General features: G+C 62.6%; 13 protein-coding genes, 2 rRNA genes and 1 pseudogene (1 of these 16 running past the window's edge). 12 read left to right on the top strand and 4 right to left on the bottom strand.

Annotation, left to right across the window (positions count from 1 at the left end; translation table 11 throughout):
- From PCQ86_RS17640 to PCQ86_RS17595, 10 genes are all read left to right on the top strand, one after another.
- Positions 1–2,455, top strand: a 23S ribosomal RNA gene (locus PCQ86_RS17640) (it extends 421 nt beyond the left edge of the window).
- Between the two features lie 120 nt (positions 2,456–2,575).
- Positions 2,576–2,688, top strand: a 5S ribosomal RNA gene (gene rrf / locus PCQ86_RS17635).
- 219 nt (positions 2,689–2,907) lie between these two features.
- A complete protein-coding gene (locus tag PCQ86_RS17630) occupies positions 2,908–3,318 on the top strand; it encodes a MerR family transcriptional regulator (RefSeq protein ID WP_011806870.1) in 411 nt (136 codons plus the stop codon).
- Positions 3,319–3,447: 129 nt separating this feature from the next.
- Positions 3,448–4,638, top strand: a complete 1,191-nt coding sequence (locus PCQ86_RS17625) for an isovaleryl-CoA dehydrogenase (protein ID WP_220638033.1) — start codon at positions 3,448–3,450, stop codon at positions 4,636–4,638.
- Positions 4,639–4,694: 56 nt separating this feature from the next.
- Positions 4,695–5,357, top strand: a complete 663-nt coding sequence (gene can / locus PCQ86_RS17620; RefSeq protein WP_015914330.1) for a carbonate dehydratase — start codon at positions 4,695–4,697, stop codon at positions 5,355–5,357.
- Positions 5,358–5,394: 37 nt separating this feature from the next.
- The gene (gene aceK / locus PCQ86_RS17615; protein WP_270174337.1) at positions 5,395–7,224 is read left to right on the top strand and encodes a bifunctional isocitrate dehydrogenase kinase/phosphatase; all 1,830 of its coding nucleotides are present in this window, start codon (positions 5,395–5,397) and stop codon (positions 7,222–7,224) included.
- Entirely contained in the window at positions 7,221–8,411 is a 1,191-nt protein-coding gene (locus PCQ86_RS17610; RefSeq protein WP_047350685.1) for an acetyl-CoA C-acyltransferase, read from the top strand. The genes aceK and PCQ86_RS17610 overlap by 4 nt, the downstream gene beginning before the upstream one ends.
- A 102-nt stretch (positions 8,412–8,513) precedes the next feature.
- Positions 8,514–9,182 carry an SDR family oxidoreductase gene (locus tag PCQ86_RS17605; RefSeq protein WP_270174336.1) on the top strand — a complete coding sequence of 223 codons (669 nt, stop codon included), beginning with the start codon at positions 8,514–8,516 and terminating at the stop codon, positions 9,180–9,182.
- 49 nt (positions 9,183–9,231) lie between these two features.
- Complete coding sequence (locus PCQ86_RS17600) at positions 9,232–10,362, top strand: acyl-CoA dehydrogenase family protein (protein WP_011806864.1); 1,131 nt, start codon at positions 9,232–9,234, stop codon at positions 10,360–10,362.
- 70 nt (positions 10,363–10,432) lie between these two features.
- Positions 10,433–11,095 (top strand): HAD family hydrolase, encoded by a 663-nt coding sequence (locus tag PCQ86_RS17595; RefSeq protein WP_011806863.1) that lies wholly within the window; start codon positions 10,433–10,435, stop codon positions 11,093–11,095.
- A 271-nt stretch (positions 11,096–11,366) separates the two neighbouring features.
- On the opposite strand, the pseudogene PCQ86_RS19885 reads toward PCQ86_RS17595, so the two are convergent.
- Positions 11,367–13,107: pseudogene (locus PCQ86_RS19885) on the bottom strand (methyl-accepting chemotaxis protein).
- A 339-nt stretch (positions 13,108–13,446) separates the two neighbouring features.
- Here PCQ86_RS19885 and PCQ86_RS17585 point away from each other — a divergent pair.
- Both PCQ86_RS17585 and PCQ86_RS17580 read left to right on the top strand, forming a co-directional pair.
- Positions 13,447–13,878, top strand: a complete 432-nt coding sequence (locus tag PCQ86_RS17585; RefSeq protein ID WP_270174335.1) for a YchJ family protein — start codon at positions 13,447–13,449, stop codon at positions 13,876–13,878.
- Between the two features lie 304 nt (positions 13,879–14,182).
- A complete protein-coding gene (locus PCQ86_RS17580) occupies positions 14,183–14,878 on the top strand; it encodes a DUF4197 domain-containing protein (RefSeq protein WP_270174334.1) in 696 nt (231 codons plus the stop codon).
- Positions 14,879–14,997: 119 nt separating this feature from the next.
- On the opposite strand, the gene PCQ86_RS17575 is transcribed toward PCQ86_RS17580, so the two are convergent.
- The 3 genes from PCQ86_RS17575 to PCQ86_RS17565 form a co-directional block, all read right to left on the bottom strand.
- On the bottom strand, positions 14,998–16,551 hold the full coding sequence (locus PCQ86_RS17575) for an AMP-binding protein (protein ID WP_253940062.1): 1,554 nt from the start codon (positions 16,549–16,551) through the stop codon (positions 14,998–15,000).
- 106 nt (positions 16,552–16,657) lie between these two features.
- Positions 16,658–17,326 carry a glutathione S-transferase family protein gene (locus PCQ86_RS17570; protein WP_270174333.1) on the bottom strand — a complete coding sequence of 223 codons (669 nt, stop codon included), beginning with the start codon at positions 17,324–17,326 and terminating at the stop codon, positions 16,658–16,660.
- A 62-nt stretch (positions 17,327–17,388) separates the two neighbouring features.
- Positions 17,389–18,219 carry an HTH domain-containing protein gene (locus PCQ86_RS17565; protein WP_172208638.1) on the bottom strand — a complete coding sequence of 277 codons (831 nt, stop codon included), beginning with the start codon at positions 18,217–18,219 and terminating at the stop codon, positions 17,389–17,391.
- Between the last annotated feature and the right edge of the window lie 60 nt (positions 18,220–18,279).

The following is an 18,279-nucleotide window of genomic DNA, read 5'->3' as shown; positions in this document are numbered from 1 at the left end:
CTAAATACTCATCATCGACCGATAGTGAACCAGTACCGTGAGGGAAAGGCGAAAAGAACCCCGGGAGGGGAGTGAAATAGATCCTGAAACCGCATGCTTACAAAAAGTCGGAGCCCTTAGGGGTGACGGCGTACCTTTTGTATAATGGGTCAGCGACTTACATTCAGTGGCGAGCTTAACCGAATAGGGGAGGCGTAGAGAAATCGAGTCCGAACAGGGCGTTCAGTCGCTGGGTGTAGACCCGAAACCAAGTGATCTATCCATGGCCAGGATGAAGGTGCCGTAACAGGTACTGGAGGTCCGAACCGACTAGTGTTGCAAAACTAGCGGATGAGCTGTGGATAGGGGTGAAAGGCTAAACAAACTTGGAAATAGCTGGTTCTCTCCGAAAACTATTTAGGTAGTGCCTCAAGTATTACCTGCGGGGGTAGAGCACTGTTTTGGCTAGGGGGTCATGGCGACTTACCAAACCAAGGCAAACTCCGAATACTGCAGAGTACAGCTTGGGAGACAGAGCACCGGGTGCTAACGTCCGGACTCAAGAGGGAAACAACCCAGACCGCCAGCTAAGGTCCCTAAAATTGGCTAAGTGGGAAACGAAGTGGGAAGGCTAAAACAGTCAGGATGTTGGCTTAGAAGCAGCCATCATTTAAAGAAAGCGTAATAGCTCACTGATCGAGTCGTCCTGCGCGGAAGATGTAACGGGGCTAAGCCAGTTACCGAAGCTGCGGATGTGCAATTTATTGCACGTGGTAGGAGAGCGTTCTGTAAGCCTGTGAAGGTGTCTGGTAACGGATGCTGGAGGTATCAGAAGTGCGAATGCTGACATGAGTAGCGTTAAAGCGGGTGAAAAGCCCGCTCGCCGTAAGCGCAAGGTTTCCTACGCAACGTTCATCGGCGTAGGGTGAGTCGGCCCCTAAGGCGAGGCAGAGATGCGTAGCTGATGGGAAACAGGTCAATATTCCTGTACCGATCAATAGTGCGATGTGGGGACGGAGAAGGTTAGCTCAGCCAACTGTTGGATATGTTGGTTCAAGCCTGTAGTCGTGCCTGGTAGGCAAATCCGCCGGGCTTAGATGAGGGGTGATAACGAGTCTGCTTGCAGACGAAGTGAGTGATACCCTGCTTCCAGGAAAAGCCACTAAGCTTCAGCTATTGACGACCGTACCGCAAACCGACACTGGTGCGCGAGATGAGTATTCTAAGGCGCTTGAGAGAACTCAGGAGAAGGAACTCGGCAAATTGATACCGTAACTTCGGGAGAAGGTATGCCGCAAGTAGGTGAACTTGTACAAAGGAAGCCCAAAGCGGTTGCAAAAAATCGGTGGCTGCGACTGTTTAATAAAAACACAGCACTCTGCAAACACGAAAGTGGACGTATAGGGTGTGACGCCTGCCCGGTGCTGGAAGATTAAATGATGGGGTGCAAGCTCTTGATTGAAGTCCCAGTAAACGGCGGCCGTAACTATAACGGTCCTAAGGTAGCGAAATTCCTTGTCGGGTAAGTTCCGACCTGCACGAATGGCGTAACGATGGCCACACTGTCTCCTCCTGAGACTCAGCGAAGTTGAAATGTTTGTGATGATGCAATCTCCCCGCGGAAAGACGGAAAGACCCCATGAACCTTTACTGTAGCTTTGTATTGGACTTTGAACGGATCTGTGTAGGATAGGTGGGAGGCTTTGAAGTGAGGTCGCTAGATCTCATGGAGCCAACGTTGAAATACCACCCTGGTGCGTTTGAGGTTCTAACCTAGGTCCATTAGCTGGATCGGGGACAGTGCATGGTAGGCAGTTTGACTGGGGCGGTCTCCTCCCAAAGCGTAACGGAGGAGTTCGAAGGTACGCTAGTTACGGTCGGACATCGTGACGATAGTGCAATGGCATAAGCGTGCTTAACTGCGAGACTGACAAGTCGAGCAGATGCGAAAGCAGGACATAGTGATCCGGTGGTTCTGTATGGAAGGGCCATCGCTCAACGGATAAAAGGTACTCTGGGGATAACAGGCTGATACCGCCCAAGAGTTCATATCGACGGCGGTGTTTGGCACCTCGATGTCGGCTCATCTCATCCTGGGGCTGTAGTCGGTCCCAAGGGTATGGCTGTTCGCCATTTAAAGAGGTACGTGAGCTGGGTTTAAAACGTCGTGAGACAGTTTGGTCCCTATCTTCCGTGGGCGCTGCAGATTTGAGGAAGCCTGCTCCTAGTACGAGAGGACCGGAGTGGACACACCTCTGGTGTATCGGTTGTCACGCCAGTGGCATTGCCGAGTAGCTAAGTGTGGAAGAGATAACCGCTGAAAGCATCTAAGCGGGAAACTCGTTTCAAGATGAGATCTGCCGGGGCCTTGAGCCCCCTGAAGGGTCGTTGTAGACCACGACGTTGATAGGCTGGGTGTGGAAGTGCAGCAATGCATTAAGCTAACCAGTACTAATTGCCCGTGCGGCTTGACCCTATAACTTTGACTGCCAATCGCAGTTCAAGACTGTTATGCCAAGTACGCAATCAAATCCACGCTGATTCACAGACTCTATGAATTCGCTGTGCAGTCCTCACTGCTCAGCAACCCTTTATGCCTGATGACCATAGCAAGTTGGTCCCACTCCTTCCCATCCCGAACAGGACAGTGAAACGACTTCGCGCCGATGATAGTGCGGGTTCCCGTGTGAAAGTAGGTCATCGTCAGGCTCTTACAGCCCAAACCGCCCTCCCACTAAAACAGTGGGAGGGCGTTTTGCTTTGGGCTTGAGCGGTCTCAACATCGACTGGCGCACAGCATTCAACAACTCCCAGTTGTCCTGTAGATCTGCAGCCGCTTGGTGTGTTGACGAGGATGTATCTGCTGTAGCATTGACGTTCACGTCAACTAATACGCTACATTGGAGCAGATCTCCCGGTCTGCAATGCATGGCTACCTACACCATCAGTGACCTTGCCAAAGAATTCGATCTCACGACTCGCGCCATGCGGTTCTACGAGGACATGGGCTTGCTGCGTCCGGAACGGGCAGGTCCCGGGGGACGGAATCGGATTTACAGCGCACGCGATCGCACGCGGCTCAAATTGACACTGCGGGCAAAGCGCCTGGGTCTATCGCTCACCGAAGCCAAAGAAATCATCGACCTCTACGACAGCCCTCGTGACACGGGGGTGCAACTGCGCAAGTTCCTAGAGGTTCTTGCGGTGCATCGCAGGCAGTTGGAGTCCCAGATGACGGATCTGCAAGCCAATCTGGACGAGGTGCGGGAGCATGAGCGCGAGGCTCAGGAACTGCTTCAAAAAATTGAGGCCCCAACGCCCAAAGTCGTGGATAATTGACGTTTACGTAAACGTCATATTTGCGCGTCCTGGCTTTGTCCGGCCTGTAGCGTCGTCGTCTTGGGCGTATCGCAGTGGGGACATATCGAGCCAACGACCCGTGAGAGATCATCTTCCGAGGAGACACCCATGAGCACCGCCACCCAGTTGCCAGGCCTGAACTTTCAGTTGGGCGAAGACATTGACGCCCTGCGCGACGCGGTGCGCGAATTCGCGCAAGCCGAGATTGCGCCTCGCGCTGCCGAGATCGACCGCAACGACCAGTTTCCCATGGACCTGTGGCGCAAGTTCGGTGATCTGGGCGTGCTGGGTATTACCGTGCCGGAGCAATACGGTGGTGCCGACATGGGCTACCTCGCGCACATGGTGGCCATGGAGGAGATTTCTCGCGCCAGCGCATCCGTGGGTTTGAGCTACGGTGCGCACAGCAACCTGTGCGTGAACCAGATCAACCGCAATGGCAACGAAGCACAGCGTAAGAAATACCTGCCCAAGCTGATCAGCGGGGAACACGTTGGCGCCCTCGCCATGAGCGAGCCCGGTGCCGGCTCCGACGTGATCAGCATGAAGCTGCGTGCGGAGGACAAGGGCGGCTACTACCTGCTCAACGGTTCCAAGATGTGGATCACCAATGGTCCGGATGCCGACACGCTGGTGGTGTACGCCAAGACCGAGCCTGAACTGGGTGCGCGCGGCGTGACTGCCTTCCTTATCGAAAAAGGCATGCAAGGCTTCAGCATTGCGCAGAAGCTCGACAAACTCGGCATGCGCGGCAGTCATACGGGGGAACTGGTGTTCCAGAACGTCGAGGTACCGGCTGAGAACGTGCTGGGCGGCGTGAACAACGGTGCCAAAGTGCTGATGAGCGGCCTGGACTACGAGCGCGCCGTACTGACGGGTGGGCCGCTGGGCATCATGCAGAGCGTGATGGACAACGTGGTGCCCTACATCCACGACCGCAAGCAGTTCGGCCAGAGCATTGGCGAGTTCCAGCTCATCCAGGGCAAGGTGGCCGACATGTACACCGTGCTGCAGGCGGGCCGCTCGTTCGCCTACACGGTGGCCAAGAACCTGGACATGCTGGGTTCCGACCACGTGCGCCGGGTGCGCAAGGATTGCGCCAGCGTCATCCTCTGGTGCGCCGAGAAAGCCACTTGGATGGCCGGCGAAGGTGTGCAGATCTACGGCGGCAACGGCTATATCAACGAATATCCGCTCGGTCGCCTTTGGCGGGATGCGAAACTCTACGAAATCGGCGCCGGTACCAGCGAGATCCGCCGCATGCTGATCGGCCGGGAGCTGTTTGCCGAAACCTGCTGATGGCCCGCGCCGACGCCGCTCATTCATTCACAGCAAGAAGATAAAGGATTGCCTTTATGACCACCGCCTCCATCGACGAGCTGTTTGCCCACAACCGTGAGTGGGCGGAACGGATGGAGCGTGACCGGCCGGGTTTCTTCACCGGCTTGTTGGCGCAGCAGAAACCGCGCTACATGTGGATCGGTTGCTCCGACAGCCGCGTACCGGCCAACCAGATCACGGGGTTGGAGCCGGGCGAGGTGTTCGTCCACCGCAACATCGCCAACGTGGTCGTGCCCACCGACCTCAACTGCCTGTCGACCATCCAGTACGCGGTCGACCAGCTCAAGGTCGAGCACCTGATGGTCGTGGGCCACTACGGCTGCGGTGGCGTACTGGCGGCGCTGCAGGACGCACGCATTGGTTTGGCGGACAACTGGATCCGCCATGTGAAGGACGTGCGCGACAAGCACGCCGCCCTGCTTGAAGGCATGGACGTGCAGTGGCGCCACGACGCGCTGTGCGAACTCAACGCGATCGAGCAGGTGATGAACATCGCCCACTCCACGGTGATGCAGGATGCCTGGGCGCGTGGTCAGAAGGTGCAGTTGCACGGATGGTGCTACAGCCTGAACAACGGCTTGATCACCAATCTGCAGATGTCCGTACCTGACGTGGCGGGGCTCGGCGAGGCGCACCGCCAGGCGGTGGCCCTGGTGGCCAGCCGCGTGCGCCAATAGGGCGCACCGCACTGCGCGCGGTTCTGCAGGCACGGTCATGTTTCCCGAGCGACTTGATGCCCCGCAGGCCTACGACATCGCCAAGGCGATGATGGATGGCTTCAACCGCCACTACCGCCTGTTTCGCGCCGAGTCTGCGCGCGCCAAGCACCGCTTCGAGACCGCCGACTGGCATGGCCAGCAACGCGCCCAGCGCGAGCGCATCGAGTTCTACGATCTGCGCGTCAAGGAGTGCGTGCGCCGCCTCGACAAGGAGTTCCACGCGGGCGACCAGTCCATGGAGGTGTGGCACCAGATCAAGCTGCACTACATCGGGCTCATGGTGAACCACCTGCAGCCCGAGCTGGCCGAGACCTTCTTCAATTCGGTCACCACCAAGATCCTGCACCGCACGCACTTCCACAACGACTTCATCTTCGTGCGACCCGCGGTGAGCACGGAGTACATCGAAAGCGACGACCCAGGGGCGCGGCCCACCTATCGCGCCTACTACCCGTCGCGCGACAACCTGCACGAAACCGTCGTGCGCATCGTCGAGCACTGCGCGCTGCAGCGGGACTTCGAGAACCTGCCGCGCGATGCGGGCTACGTGGTGCAGGCCCTGCAGCAGCGCCTGGGCGCGGTCAAGCTGCGCACCAACTTTCAGGTCCAGGTGCTGTCCAGCCTGTTCTTTCGCAACAAGGGTGCGTACCTGGTCGGCAAGGTCATCAACGGCTACAACGAACTGCCGTTTGCGTTGCCCATCCTGCATGGTGAGGATGGTCGCCTGCTGATCGACGCGGTGCTGTTCGGCGAGAACGACCTGCAGATGCTGTTCTCCTTTGCGCGGGCCTACTTCATGGTGGACATGGAGATCCCCAGTGCCTACGTGCAGTTCTTGCGCAGCCTCATGCCGCGCAAGCCCCGTGCCGAGCTCTACACCGCGGTGGGCTTGGCCAAGCAAGGCAAAACGCTGTTCTACCGCGATTTCCTGCACCACCTGCGTTATTCCACCGACAAATTCCGCATCGCCCCCGGCATCAAGGGCATGGTGATGCTGGTGTTCGACCTGCCGAGCTTTCCCTACGTCTTCAAGCTCATCAAGGACCAGTTCCCAGCACCGAAGGACACCACGCGTGAACAGGTGCAGGGCAAGTACCTGCTGGTCAAGCAGCACGACCGCGTGGGGCGGATGGCCGACACGCTGGAGTACAGCCTGGTCGCCTTCCCGCGTGAGCGTTTCTCCGACGAACTCATCGAGGAGATCCGCAGGCATGCGCCGAGCCAGATCGAGATCAGCGACCGCGACGGCGATGGCCGCCAGGAGGTCATCATTGCGCACCTGTACATCGAGCGGCGCATGATCCCGCTGAACATCCACCTGCAGGAATGCTTCGATACCGGGCTGGACAAGCCCGAGGCACGCAGCGCGCTGGAGCATGCCGTCACCGAATACGGCAACGCCATCAAGGACATGGTCGCCGCCAACATCTTCCCCGGGGACATGCTCTGGAAGAACTTCGGCATCACCCGCAATGGCAAGGTCGTGTTTTACGACTACGACGAGATTGAGTACCTCACCGACTGCAACTTCCGCCGCGTGCCGCCGCCGCGTTGCGAGGAGGACGAAGTGTCTGGCGAGGTCTGGTGGCCCGTGGGGCCGCACGATGTGTTCCCCGAGACCTTCGGCCCGTTCCTGCTGGGTAACGACGCCGTGCGCGAGGCGTTCATGCGCCACCACGCCGACCTGCTGGACGTGGAGTTCTGGCAGTCGCACAAGGAACGCATCCAGGCCGGCCACGTGTACGACGTGTTTCCCTATGACAGTGCGCGGCGCTTTCGCTGCGCAAACCCTTCCTCATTTCAAACCCAAGGAGATTCCACATGAGCCAACACCACGACCCCGTCGTCATCGTCAGCGCCGCGCGCACGCCCATGGGCGCTTTCATGAGCGACTTTGCCGACCTCGCGGCGCATGACTTGGGCGGCGCCGCCATCAAGGCCGCCGTCGAGCGTGCCGGCATTGCCCCCGAGAAGGTGGACGAAGTGCTGTTCGGCAACTGTTTGATGGCCGGCCAGGGCCAGGCGCCTGCGCGCCAGGCGGGCTTCAAGGGTGGGTTGCCGCAGAGCACCGGCGCGGTGACGCTGTCCAAGATGTGCGGCGCGGGCATGGAGGCCACCATCTTGGCCCATGACCAGCTGATCGCCGGCAGCCGCGATGTGATGGTCTCCGGCGGTATGGAGAGCATGACCAACGCCCCCTACCTGCTCAAGAAGGGGCGCGGCGGCTACCGCATGGGCCATGACAAGGTGTACGACCACATGATGCTCGATGGCCTGGAAGACGCCTACGAGGCTGGCCGCTCCATGGGCACCTTCGGTGAGGACTGCGCCGCCAAGTACAGCTTCACGCGCGAGCAGCAGGACGCCTTTGCCATCGAAAGCGTCAAGCGCGCGCAGCAGGCGACGCAAAGCGGCGCCTTCGCCACCGAGATCACACCCGTCACGGTCAAAACCCGCAAGGGCGATGTGACGGTGAGCATCGACGAAGGCCCGGCCAAGGCCAAGCTGGACAAGATCGCCGGCCTCAGGCCCGCGTTCAAGAAGGACGGCACCATCACCGCCGCCTCCAGCTCCAGCATCAACGACGGCGCCGCCGCCCTGGTGCTGATGCGCCAGTCCACCGCCCAGCAACTGGGCTGCAAGCCCCTGGCCAAGATCGTGGCGCACGCTACGCATTCGCAAGCGCCCGAGTGGTTCACCACCGCCCCCGTGGGTGCAACCCAGAAGGCCCTGAAGAAGGCCGGCTGGAAGGTCGAGGACGTGGACCTGTGGGAAGTGAACGAGGCCTTCGCCGTCGTGCCCATGGCGCTGATGGCCGAGCTGAACGTGCCGCACGACAAGGTCAACGTGCATGGCGGCGCTTGCGCTCTGGGCCACCCCATCGGCGCCAGCGGCGCGCGCATCATCGTTACATTGATCCACGCGCTGCAGCGCCATGGCAAGAAGAAGGGCCTGGCCACGCTGTGCATTGGCGGCGGCGAAGGCACGGCCATGGCCATCGAACTGGTCTGACCCTCCAGCCATGGGCGCCCCTGCACACGCAGTGGCGCTCTTTTTTCAATAGCTGTTAGCGCTTGCTGAATAAGCGCTGGCGGCCTATTTGGCTTATCACTTATGTCCACAGTCCTGGTGATTGGAGCGTCGCGCGGCATCGGTCTGGAGCTGGTGCGCCAGTACGCGGCCGACGGCTGGCGCGTGCTGGCCACGGTGCGTGACGAAGCCGGCCGCGCGCGCGTGCAGGCGCTGGGCGCGCAGGCCCTCACCGTGGACGTGGCCCAGCCCGCCAGCGTAAGCGGACTGGCCTGGATGCTGGACGGCGAAAAGCCCGACCTGGCGTTGTATGTCGCAGGCGTGATGCGCCGCCCCGGTGCGCGCACCCCGCCCACGCGCGAGGACTTCGACGCCGTCATGCACACCAACGTGCTGGGCTCCATGCAGGTCATTCCGCAGGTGGCGCCGCTGGTGGAGGCCGCGGGCGGCGTGTTTGCCTTCGTGTCCTCGTCCATGTCGCTGATCGGCGGCGTGCCGGACAGCAACGCCTGGCTGTACCGCACCAGCAAGGCGGCGCTGAACATGGCCGTGGCAGCGGCGCAGCACGATTACCCAGCCGCGACGCTCGTCACCATCGACCCCGGCTGGGTGCAGACCGACATGGGCGGCGAGGCCGCTCCGCTCACCGTGGCCGACAGCGTGCGGGGCATGCGCGCGGTGCTGGCCCAGGTCACGCCCCAAGACAAGGGGCGCCTGCTGCACCACGACGGCCGGCGCGCCACGCACTGGTAAGCCCGCGCAACGCGCCACTTCAAGAACCACTGAACCCTACGGAGACACGATGCTGCTGACCCAAGACCAGGAAATGATCCGCGACGCCGTGCGCGACTTCGCCCAGCAGGAGCTGTGGCCGAATGCCGCGCGCTGGGACAAGGAACACCACTTTCCACGCGAGGCGCACCAGGGCCTGGCCGCACTGGGCGCTTACGGCATCTGCGTGCCCGAGGAGCTGGGCGGTGCGGGCCTGGACTACCTGACGCTGGCCCTGGTGCTGGAGGAGATCGCCGCTGGCGACGGTGGTACCAGCACCGCGATCAGCGTGACCAACTGCCCGGTCAACGCCATCCTCATGCGCTACGGCAACGCGCAGCAGCAGCGCGACTGGCTCACGCCCCTGGCGCGCGGCGAGATGCTGGGCGCGTTCTGCCTGACCGAGCCGCATGTGGGCTCCGACGCTTCGGCCCTGCGCACGACGGCCGTCAAAGAAGGCAACGAGTACGTCATCAACGGCGTCAAGCAGTTCATCACCAGTGGCAAGAACGGGCATGTGGCCATCGTGATTGCCGTGACCGACAAGGGCGCGGGCAAGAAAGGCATGAGCGCCTTCCTGGTGCCCACGAATACGCCCGGCTACGTGGTCGCGCGCCTGGAGGACAAGCTGGGCCAGCACAGCAGCGACACGGCGCAGATCAACTTCGACCACTGCCGCATCCCGGCCGAGAACCTCATTGGCGCGGAGGGCGAGGGCTACAAGATCGCGCTGGGCGCGCTCGAAGGTGGCCGCATCGGTATCGCCGCGCAAAGCGTGGGCATGGCACGCAGCGCGTTTGATGCGGCGCTGGCGTACTCGAAAGAGCGCGAGAGCTTCGGCCAGCCCATCTTCAACCACCAGGCCGTGGGCTTTCGCCTGGCCGACTGCGCCACGCAGATCGAGGCCGCGCGCCAGCTCATCTGGCACGCCGCTGCGCTGCGCGACGCGGGCCGCCCCTGCTTGAAGGAAGCCGCCATGGCCAAGCTGTTTGCCAGCGAGATGGCCGAGCGCGTGTGCAGCGCCGCCATCCAGACATTGGGCGGCTATGGCGTGGTGAACGACTTCCCGGTGGAGCGCATCTACCGCGACGTGCGCGTGTGCCAGATCTACGAAGGCACCAGCGACGTGCAGAAGATCATCATCCAGCGCGCGCTGGCTTGAATGCTATAAATATAATAGCTAATAGCGCTTGATGCATAAGCGCTAGAGGCCAAAAACACCTGATAAGTTGATGAACTACGAAGCCCTTCTGTTTGACTGCGACGGCGTGCTGGTGGACAGCGAGGCCATCACCAATGGCGTGCTGTGCGCCATGCTGAACGAGGCCGGCTGGGCGCTGGCGCCTGACGAGTGCATGCGGATCTTCATTGGCAAGACGGTGCGCAGCGAGGCCGCGCGCATCGAGGCGCACACCGGCCAGCCGCTGACCGACGCCTGGATGGCCGCGTTTTACGCGCGCCGCAACGCGCTGCTGGAGGCCGAGCTGCAGCCGATCGAAGGCGCCATTGAGGCCGTGCGCGCCGTGCATGCGCGCCTGGGCGGGCGCATTGCCTGCGCCTCGGGGGCCGACCGCTACAAGGTTGAAATGCAGCTGCAGAAAGTGGGCTTGGCGCCGTACTTTGGTGCCAACGTGTTCAGCGGCCACGAAATGCCGCGCACCAAGCCCGCGCCCGATGTGTACCTGGCCGCTGCCGCCGCACTGGGCGTGCCGCCGCAGCGCTGTCTGGTGGTGGAAGACACGGTGACGGGCGTTGCCGCCGGGGTGGCCGCCGGCGCCACGGTGGTGGGCTTCAGCCCCTCGCTGGTGGGGCACGGCGCACCCGAGGCCCTGCTTGCCGCCGGGGCGGTGCGCGTCATTGCCCACATGAGCGAGTTGCCCGCCCTGCTGGGCTGAAAGGCTGAGAGGCGGAGGCTCTATGGCCCCTGCCCGCCTTGCACGCCACAGCGCGCCGGACCCGTGCCGTCAATGCCCCGCCATCGCCTGTTGGGCCATGGCCTTGCTTTGCGCCTTGATCAGGGGTGTTGACGCGCCGTGCGGGCACGGCCGAAAAAACCTCGGCCTTTGACGCGTCTGCGGCGGGCGCTGCTGGCGCGGCAGGTTCCCGGCTTTCAGTGCGGCAATGCAATGCAGCCCGCCCGCGCAGGGCCGGGCTGCAACCGGTGCCTTAAAACGATTCCCAGTCGTCCTCTGCGCCTGCACTGGCGGTCTTGACGGATTTTGGCGGATTGGGGGCGCGCAGTGCGGCCGGTTTGGCGGGCGCTGCCTTGAAGGCCGTGGGCTTGCGTGCCGGTGCGGGCATGCGCACCGGGGCAGCGTTGGGTGCGGGGCGGGCTGTGGGCGTGCTGTAAGCGCTGGCGCCGCTCTGGCTGGCATCGAGCTTGAACACCGCCACGGCCTGCACCAGTTCTTGCGCCTGGCTGCTCAGGCTGCCTGCGGCGGCAGCCATCTCTTCAACCAGCGCGGCATTTTGCTGCGTGGCCTGGTCCATCTGCGTCACGGCTTCGCCCACCTGGGCCACGCCGCTGGCCTGCTCGGAGCTGGCCGCGTTGATCTCGCCCATCAGGTCGGTCACGCGGCGAATGCTCTGCACCACCTCGGTCATGGTCTCGCCCGCCTGGTCGGCCATGGCGCTGCCTTGCTCCACGCGCTCCACACTGGCGCTGATGAGCTGCTTGATCTCTTTGGCGGCCTCGGCGCTGCGCCCGGCCAGGCTGCGCACCTCGCTGGCCACCACGGCAAAACCCCGGCCCTGCTCGCCGGCACGCGCGGCTTCCACGGCGGCGTTCAGCGCCAGGATGTTGGTCTGAAAAGCAATGCCGTCGATCACGCCAATGATGTCGGCAATGCGCTGTGAGCTCTCGTTGATGCCCTTCATGGTCTGCACCACCTGGCCTACAACCTCGCCGCCGCGCACGGCCACGTCCGAAGCGCTGCGTGCCAAGGCGTTGGCCTGGCTGGCACTTTCGGCGTTCTGGCGCACGGTGGCGCCCAGCTGCTCCATGGAGGCAGCGGTTTCTTCCAGTGCGCTGGCCAGCCTGGCTCTCGGTGCGGGCCGACAAGTCCTGGTTGCCCTGGGCGATCTCCGAGCTGGCCATGGCTACGCTGTCTGAGCTGCGCCGCACCTGCGCGACGACTTGGGCAAGGCCTTCTTTCATGGCGGCAAGCTGGGCCATCAGGCTGGTGGTGTCGCCGTCTTTGACGGCAATGGGCTGGGTGAAGTCGCCCCCGGCCACGGCACGGGCCACGTCGGCCGCAGTGCGGGGCTCGCCGCCCAGCTCACGCACCAGGCTGCGCGTGGTGAGCCAGCCCAGGGCCGCTGCCAGCAGCAAGGCCGCAATGCCCAGACCGATGAGGGTGGTGCGTGCGCTGTTGGCGGTTTGCTGTGCATCCGTGCCGGCCTGCACGATGGCGTTCTTCTCGTATTCCATCAGCGTGCCAATGGCGGTCTTGTAGCTGGCAAGTACCGGGCGCAGCTTGTTCGCGAGGTAATCGCGGCTCTGGTCTGTCTGGTCGCTCTTGATCAGGCCCAGCAATTCTTCCTGCCCGGCCAGGTAGAGCGCCCGTTGTTCCTGCACTTTCTGCAGCAGCGCATGGACCTTGGGGTCCGTCAGCGTTTTGTTGAGAGCATCCAGTTGCTTGGTGATTTCCTGGCGGGACTGGGAGATGACCTGAACCTGGCGCTCGCGGTCGGCCGCGTCGGGGTTCAGCATCATGTTGCGCAGCGCAATGGCGATGGCGTCGGTTTGCGTTAAAACGTTGGCAGACGCTACGATGCGCGGTAAGTGGTCGCTTACCACCGACTGGAGGTTGGTGCCAATGCGACCCATGGCCATCAGGCCCATGAGCACAGAGACCACCAGCAAGACACAGACCACGCCAAAACCAACGGTCAGGCGCGTGCGCACGCGCCAGGAAGAAAAATCAAACACGGCAACTCCAGATGAGGGGGTAGGTACCTGCAAGGCAATCCGACGACGCTCGCCGCAGGCGGGTCAGCCACTTCACCTTGGAGGATTGAAAATACAGCACCTGCGCAGGTTGCAGTAGTGCAGTTGTTACTCAATTTTACATTTTAGGGGTTTTCCCTTGGTTTGGCTACCGGCGTGGCATGGTCTGGATCAAGGCGAACACTTGCGCGCGGTTGTATGTGCTCATCTCGGTGCGTCCGTGGGGCCCCGGGCTGCACAGACGGCATTCAATAATCAGAGGGTTGTCCCGCCGATTGCTTCCACCGCCCGTCTGCCATGCCCCAAACCCCGCACCCACCCCAGTTTTTGTCCGCCTCTCCCTGTCCCTGCGGCGCTTTGTCGCCCCGGCAAAAAGCCCTGGTCTACGCCGACTGCTGCGGGCGTTATGTGGAGGATTTCGATGCCACGCCCGCGCCCGACGCCGAGCGGTTGATGCGCTCGCGCTATAGCGCTTTTGTGTTGCAACGGCGCGACTATTTGCTGGCCACCTGGCACGCCAGCCAGCGCCCGGCCACGCTGGAGTTCGAGCCCGGCGCGCACTGGCTGGGCCTTGCGGTGCGCAGCCACCGCGTGCTGGATGCCGACCACGCCGAGGTCGAGTTTGTGGCCCGCTACCGTGTGGCCGGGCGCGCCGTGCGACTGCACGAATGCAGCCGCTTCGTGCGCGAGGCCGGGCGCTGGTACTACGTGGATGGTGACAGCCGCTGAGTTGAGGCCAAAAATGGCTCTAGCCCTTATGGAGTAAGCGCAAGCAGCTATCAAAAACAAAGTGCTTGCGGTGCAGGCCGTTGGAAAAAAAGAAATTTCAATGAAAACTGCCCCAAGCGCTTATGGAACAAGCGCCCTTAGCTATTTATTACAGAGCAATTTTGTCGCGCCGTGGGGCAGGAAGAGGGGACATCGGTGGCGCGGCCACACTGCGGGTGGCGCCCGGTCAGCGGCCCGTCACAACACCACGGGCGCACACGGCACACTCGGGGGAGTTTCCCGTTTTTTCTTCAAGGAGCACTCCATGCAACGACGCCAATTCCAGGCCTGTAGTTTTGCCGCACTGATCGCCCTGGCCACCACGCGGGCGCAGGCCCTGTCGCTGGGTGAGCTCAGCAATGCCGACGCCAGCAGCGGCGTGAAGGCCGCGCTAGAGCAGGGCGCGCTGGCGGCTGTGGGCTTGCTGGGCCAATCTGGCGGGTTTTTGAACAACCCCAAGGTGCGCATTCCGCTGCCGGGTTACCTCAACGACGCGGCCAAGCTGATGAAGCGATTTGGCCAGGGCCAGCGCATCGAAGAGCTGGAAACCTCGATCAACCGCGCCGCCGAAGCCGCCGTGCCCATGGGCAAGGACCTGCTGGTCGGCGCCGTGCGCAGCATGACGGTGACCGATGCCAAAAACATCCTGGCGGGCGGCGACACGTCGGTCACGCAGTTCTTTTCCGAAAAAACCCGCGCCCCGCTGGGCCAGAAGTTTCTGCCCGTCGTCACCCAGGCCACCAAGAAGGTAGGCCTGGCCCAGCAGTACAACGCCTTTGCGGGCAAGGCGGCGGGTTTTGGCCTGGTGAAGAAGGAAGACGCGACCATCGAGCAGTACGTGACTGGCAAGACGCTGGACGGGCTGTTCCTGGTGATCGGCGAGCAAGAGCAGCAACTGCGCCAGAACCCGGCGGCAGCGGGCAGCGCCATCCTGAAGAAGGTGTTTGGGGCGCTGAAGTAAGGGGATAGAGGCGGCGAAAAGGGTTTGAGCCAAATCGGGCTCTAGCGCTTATCTGGTAAGCGCCAGAAGCTATTATTTAAATAGCATCTGCCCGGGCAAAGCGCACGCAGCCAGCCCCGTCACCCCGCCTGCCGCTTCTTGAGCGCGCACAAATCCACCATGCCCGCCAGCGCCCGCGGGTCGCTGCCCGCCGGGAAGATGCGGTGCTTCTGGATCTTCTGGGTGCCGGTGGTCGGGATCTCGTCGGCAAACCACCACCAGCCCGGCGCCTTGTAGTAAGCCAGCTCGCGCAGGCAGAACGCCTGCAGGGTGTGCGCCGCGTCGGCGTGTGCCATGCCCGCTGCGGCAGCGGGGTCGAGCACCACGCAGGCCAGCACTTCCTCTTCGCGCACCGCGTCGGGCACAGCCATCACGGCCGCCTGGTGCACCAGCGGGTGGGTGAGCAGGAGCGCCTCGACCTCGGCGGCGGCAATGTTCTCGCCCGAGCGGCGGATGATGTTCTTGCGCCGGTCCATGAAGCGCAGCATGCCGCTGGCATCGCGCGTGACGATGTCGCCGGTGTGAAACCAGCCGCCGCGCCAGGCGGCCTCGGTGGCCTCGGGGTCGTTCAGGTAACCGCTGAAAAAGTCCTTGCGCGGCGTGGCCGCCGAATGGCGCACCCACATCTCGCCGGGCTGGCCGTCGGCCACCTCGGTGCCCGCTTCGTCCACCACGCACACCTCCAGGCCGGGCTCGGCGCGGCCAAAGGCGCGCGTGCCGATCTGGCGCGGCGCGTGGTGGTCGGAGATGACGCGCACGATCTCGGTCATGCCCCACAGCTCCACCAAGGGCAGGCCAAAGCGCTCTTCGAATACGGTGTGCAACTGCGGCTCGACACCGGCGCCGTAGCCAAAGCGCACGCTGTGCGCGCGCTCCAGCGGACTGGCAGGCTGGGCCAGCAGCATGGGCACCACCACGCCCAGGTAATGCACGATGGTGGCCCGGCTCTCGCACACCTCCTGCCACCAGCGCGACGGTGCAAAGCGGTCGGTCTGCACCTGGCAGCCGCCGGTCAGCAGCATGCAATAGAACGACAGGATGGACGCGTTCACATGGAACAGCGGCAGCGGGTTGTACAGCCGCTCCTGGCCTTCGCGGATGGCCACCATGCCACCCCGGCGCGCATACCAGTCGCCGGCCGCCAGCTCGTAGCGGTGCGAGAGCACGCAGCCCTTGGGCTGTCCGGTGGTGCCCGAGGTGTAAAGGATGCTGGCGGGCGTGTCGGCCTGCGGCGCGCCAGCCTGTGCGGGCTGTGCCGGTGGCGGCAGCGCAGCCATGTCATCGGGTGTGGCCACTGGCGGCTGGTGGCGCGCCTCGGCCAGCGCGGCGCGCACGGCGGGCAGGCGCGTGGGCAGGGCCACCACCAGGTCCACGCGCGCATGGTCGATCAGATAGGCCAGCTCGCGCGGGCGGTAGTCGCGGTTGATGGGCACCACGCACACACCCAGGGTGTTCAGCGCCAGTTTGTGCAGCAGGTGCTCGGGCCGGCTTTCCAGAAACAGGCCCACGCGGTGGCCCAGACCATAGCCGGCGGCGCGGTAGTGCTGCATGAGTGCGCGCACGGCGCTGGCGGCCTCGTCATAGCGGATCTCGCGGCCTTGCGGGTCGTAGCTGCGCGCCGGGTTGGCGGGCACGGCCAGCAGGCTGTTGGGCCCGTAGGCTGCGGCGGCGCGCTCGAAGGCGTCGCCGATGGTGGTGGCGGTGTCGATGGAAATCTTGGCGCGGAATTGGGAGGGACGCTCAAGGGCGAATATCGGGCGAGGGTTGGGGCGAAACGCCCTGGTCCAGTGCCGCCTGGTGCTGCACCGCCAGCGCGCGCTGATAGGCCGGACGCTGTTGAAGGCGCTCCCAGTAGGCGCGCGTGGCAGACCCCCACTGCGTGTGAAGGCCCAGGTGCTGCGCCAGTAAAAGCGCGTAACCCACGGCCACATCGGCAGCGGTGAAGCGGCCGGCGCAGAGCCAGTCGCTGTGCGCCGTGGCGCTTTCCACCGCCCGCAGCCGTGCCAGAAACCAGCGCGTGTAATCCTCCACCACCTGCGGCTGCTGCCGCTCTGCGGGCTCAAACTGGCCGTAGCGCAGCACCAGCGTCTGCGGAAAGGTCAGCGTGGCATCGCTCATGTGCAGCCAGTTCAGGTAGGCGCCATAGGCGGGGTCGGTGGGCGGTACATCCAGGCCCGCGTCGGGGTGCGTGGCGGCGAGGTACTGGCACATCGCGGCGGATTCGGTCATGCGCACATCGCCCTGGGTCAGCAGCGGCACCGTGCCCAGTGGGTTCAGTTCCAGAAAGCTGCGCGCCAGCGCCCGAGGCGGAAAGGGCAGCATGTGCAGCTGGTAGGGCAGTTGCAGCTCTTCGAGCATCCACAGGGGGCGGAAGGAGCGGGCGCTGATGCAGTGGTGGAGGTGGAGCATGGGAAAGTTGGGTACGTCGCCCCATGGCAAATAGTGAGCGGGGCCTTCGGCGCGATTGAACTTCAGCTTTGCCCTCGAAGCTTCTGCTCGATTGCACGTAGTGTGTTCTGTAGCTCGCGCTCTTTGAGTTCAGGGTCTACGTCTTGGATGTACTCCATCACTGAGAAATCGTCCCCTCTTTTTCGATTTTGAGGAGGCTCAAGTGCCTCGATCAATAACGCCTCAAGCGTCGCAATCAATGAGGGAAGTGTTACTTGAATCGGGATTTCTTCCAGTGTTCCGTCGTCTGTCACATCAAGGAGGCCAAACCAAGAGAAGCGATCCCAGCGACTACCTAACCGGTCAATGGTGTGTTCATAGAGGCGTTTGCCCAAGGGACGGTCCACAGAGCGCCCCACATATACGACAGTGTGGTGGTCGTAAAGGATGTAAATGCCTCTCTGATTACCGAAGTCCACTGGCTTGGACGAGGCTTGCTGCTTTCCAAATACTCGGGGCGTATTCTTCCAAACGACTAGATCCCGTTGCCAGTACATCCCGAGGCAGCGTATGACCGACTCGTCTGAATTCTCCTCAACCGTTGCCGTTTGAGCTTCTTTCAGAACAAGCGGTGTCGGGGGTGGGAGAGTGACGGGAGGCTTGCTGACTGATTGATCCAGCGGGGCAGCTTTACGTAGCGCAAACGTGCCTCGACTCACTTTCAGGAATGGCGATTTTTCGCCTTCGTGCTTGATGGAACTTGTTATTTGAGCATTTACTGTCGCATCGGGAGTCGCGCCTTCCGTTTTGTAGTACCCCTTCGAAAGAATTAGCTCAGAGATTTCGGAGTAGTGAAGCGCGCGCGCTTCCTCTTGAAGAACGCGTTCTATTGCTTCGCGCCATGACATAGCCATATGTGCTTCCTCAAATTTAAATGAGCCTTGCGGCCTCGTGCGCCTGCGGCTCTCGACCGG

Origin of the sequence: Diaphorobacter sp. ED-3, assembly GCF_027625375.1 — a bacterium.
Taxonomy (GTDB): Bacteria; Pseudomonadota; Gammaproteobacteria; order Burkholderiales; family Burkholderiaceae_C; genus Diaphorobacter; species Diaphorobacter nitroreducens.
This window is presented reverse-complemented; position numbering and strand designations above follow the sequence as displayed.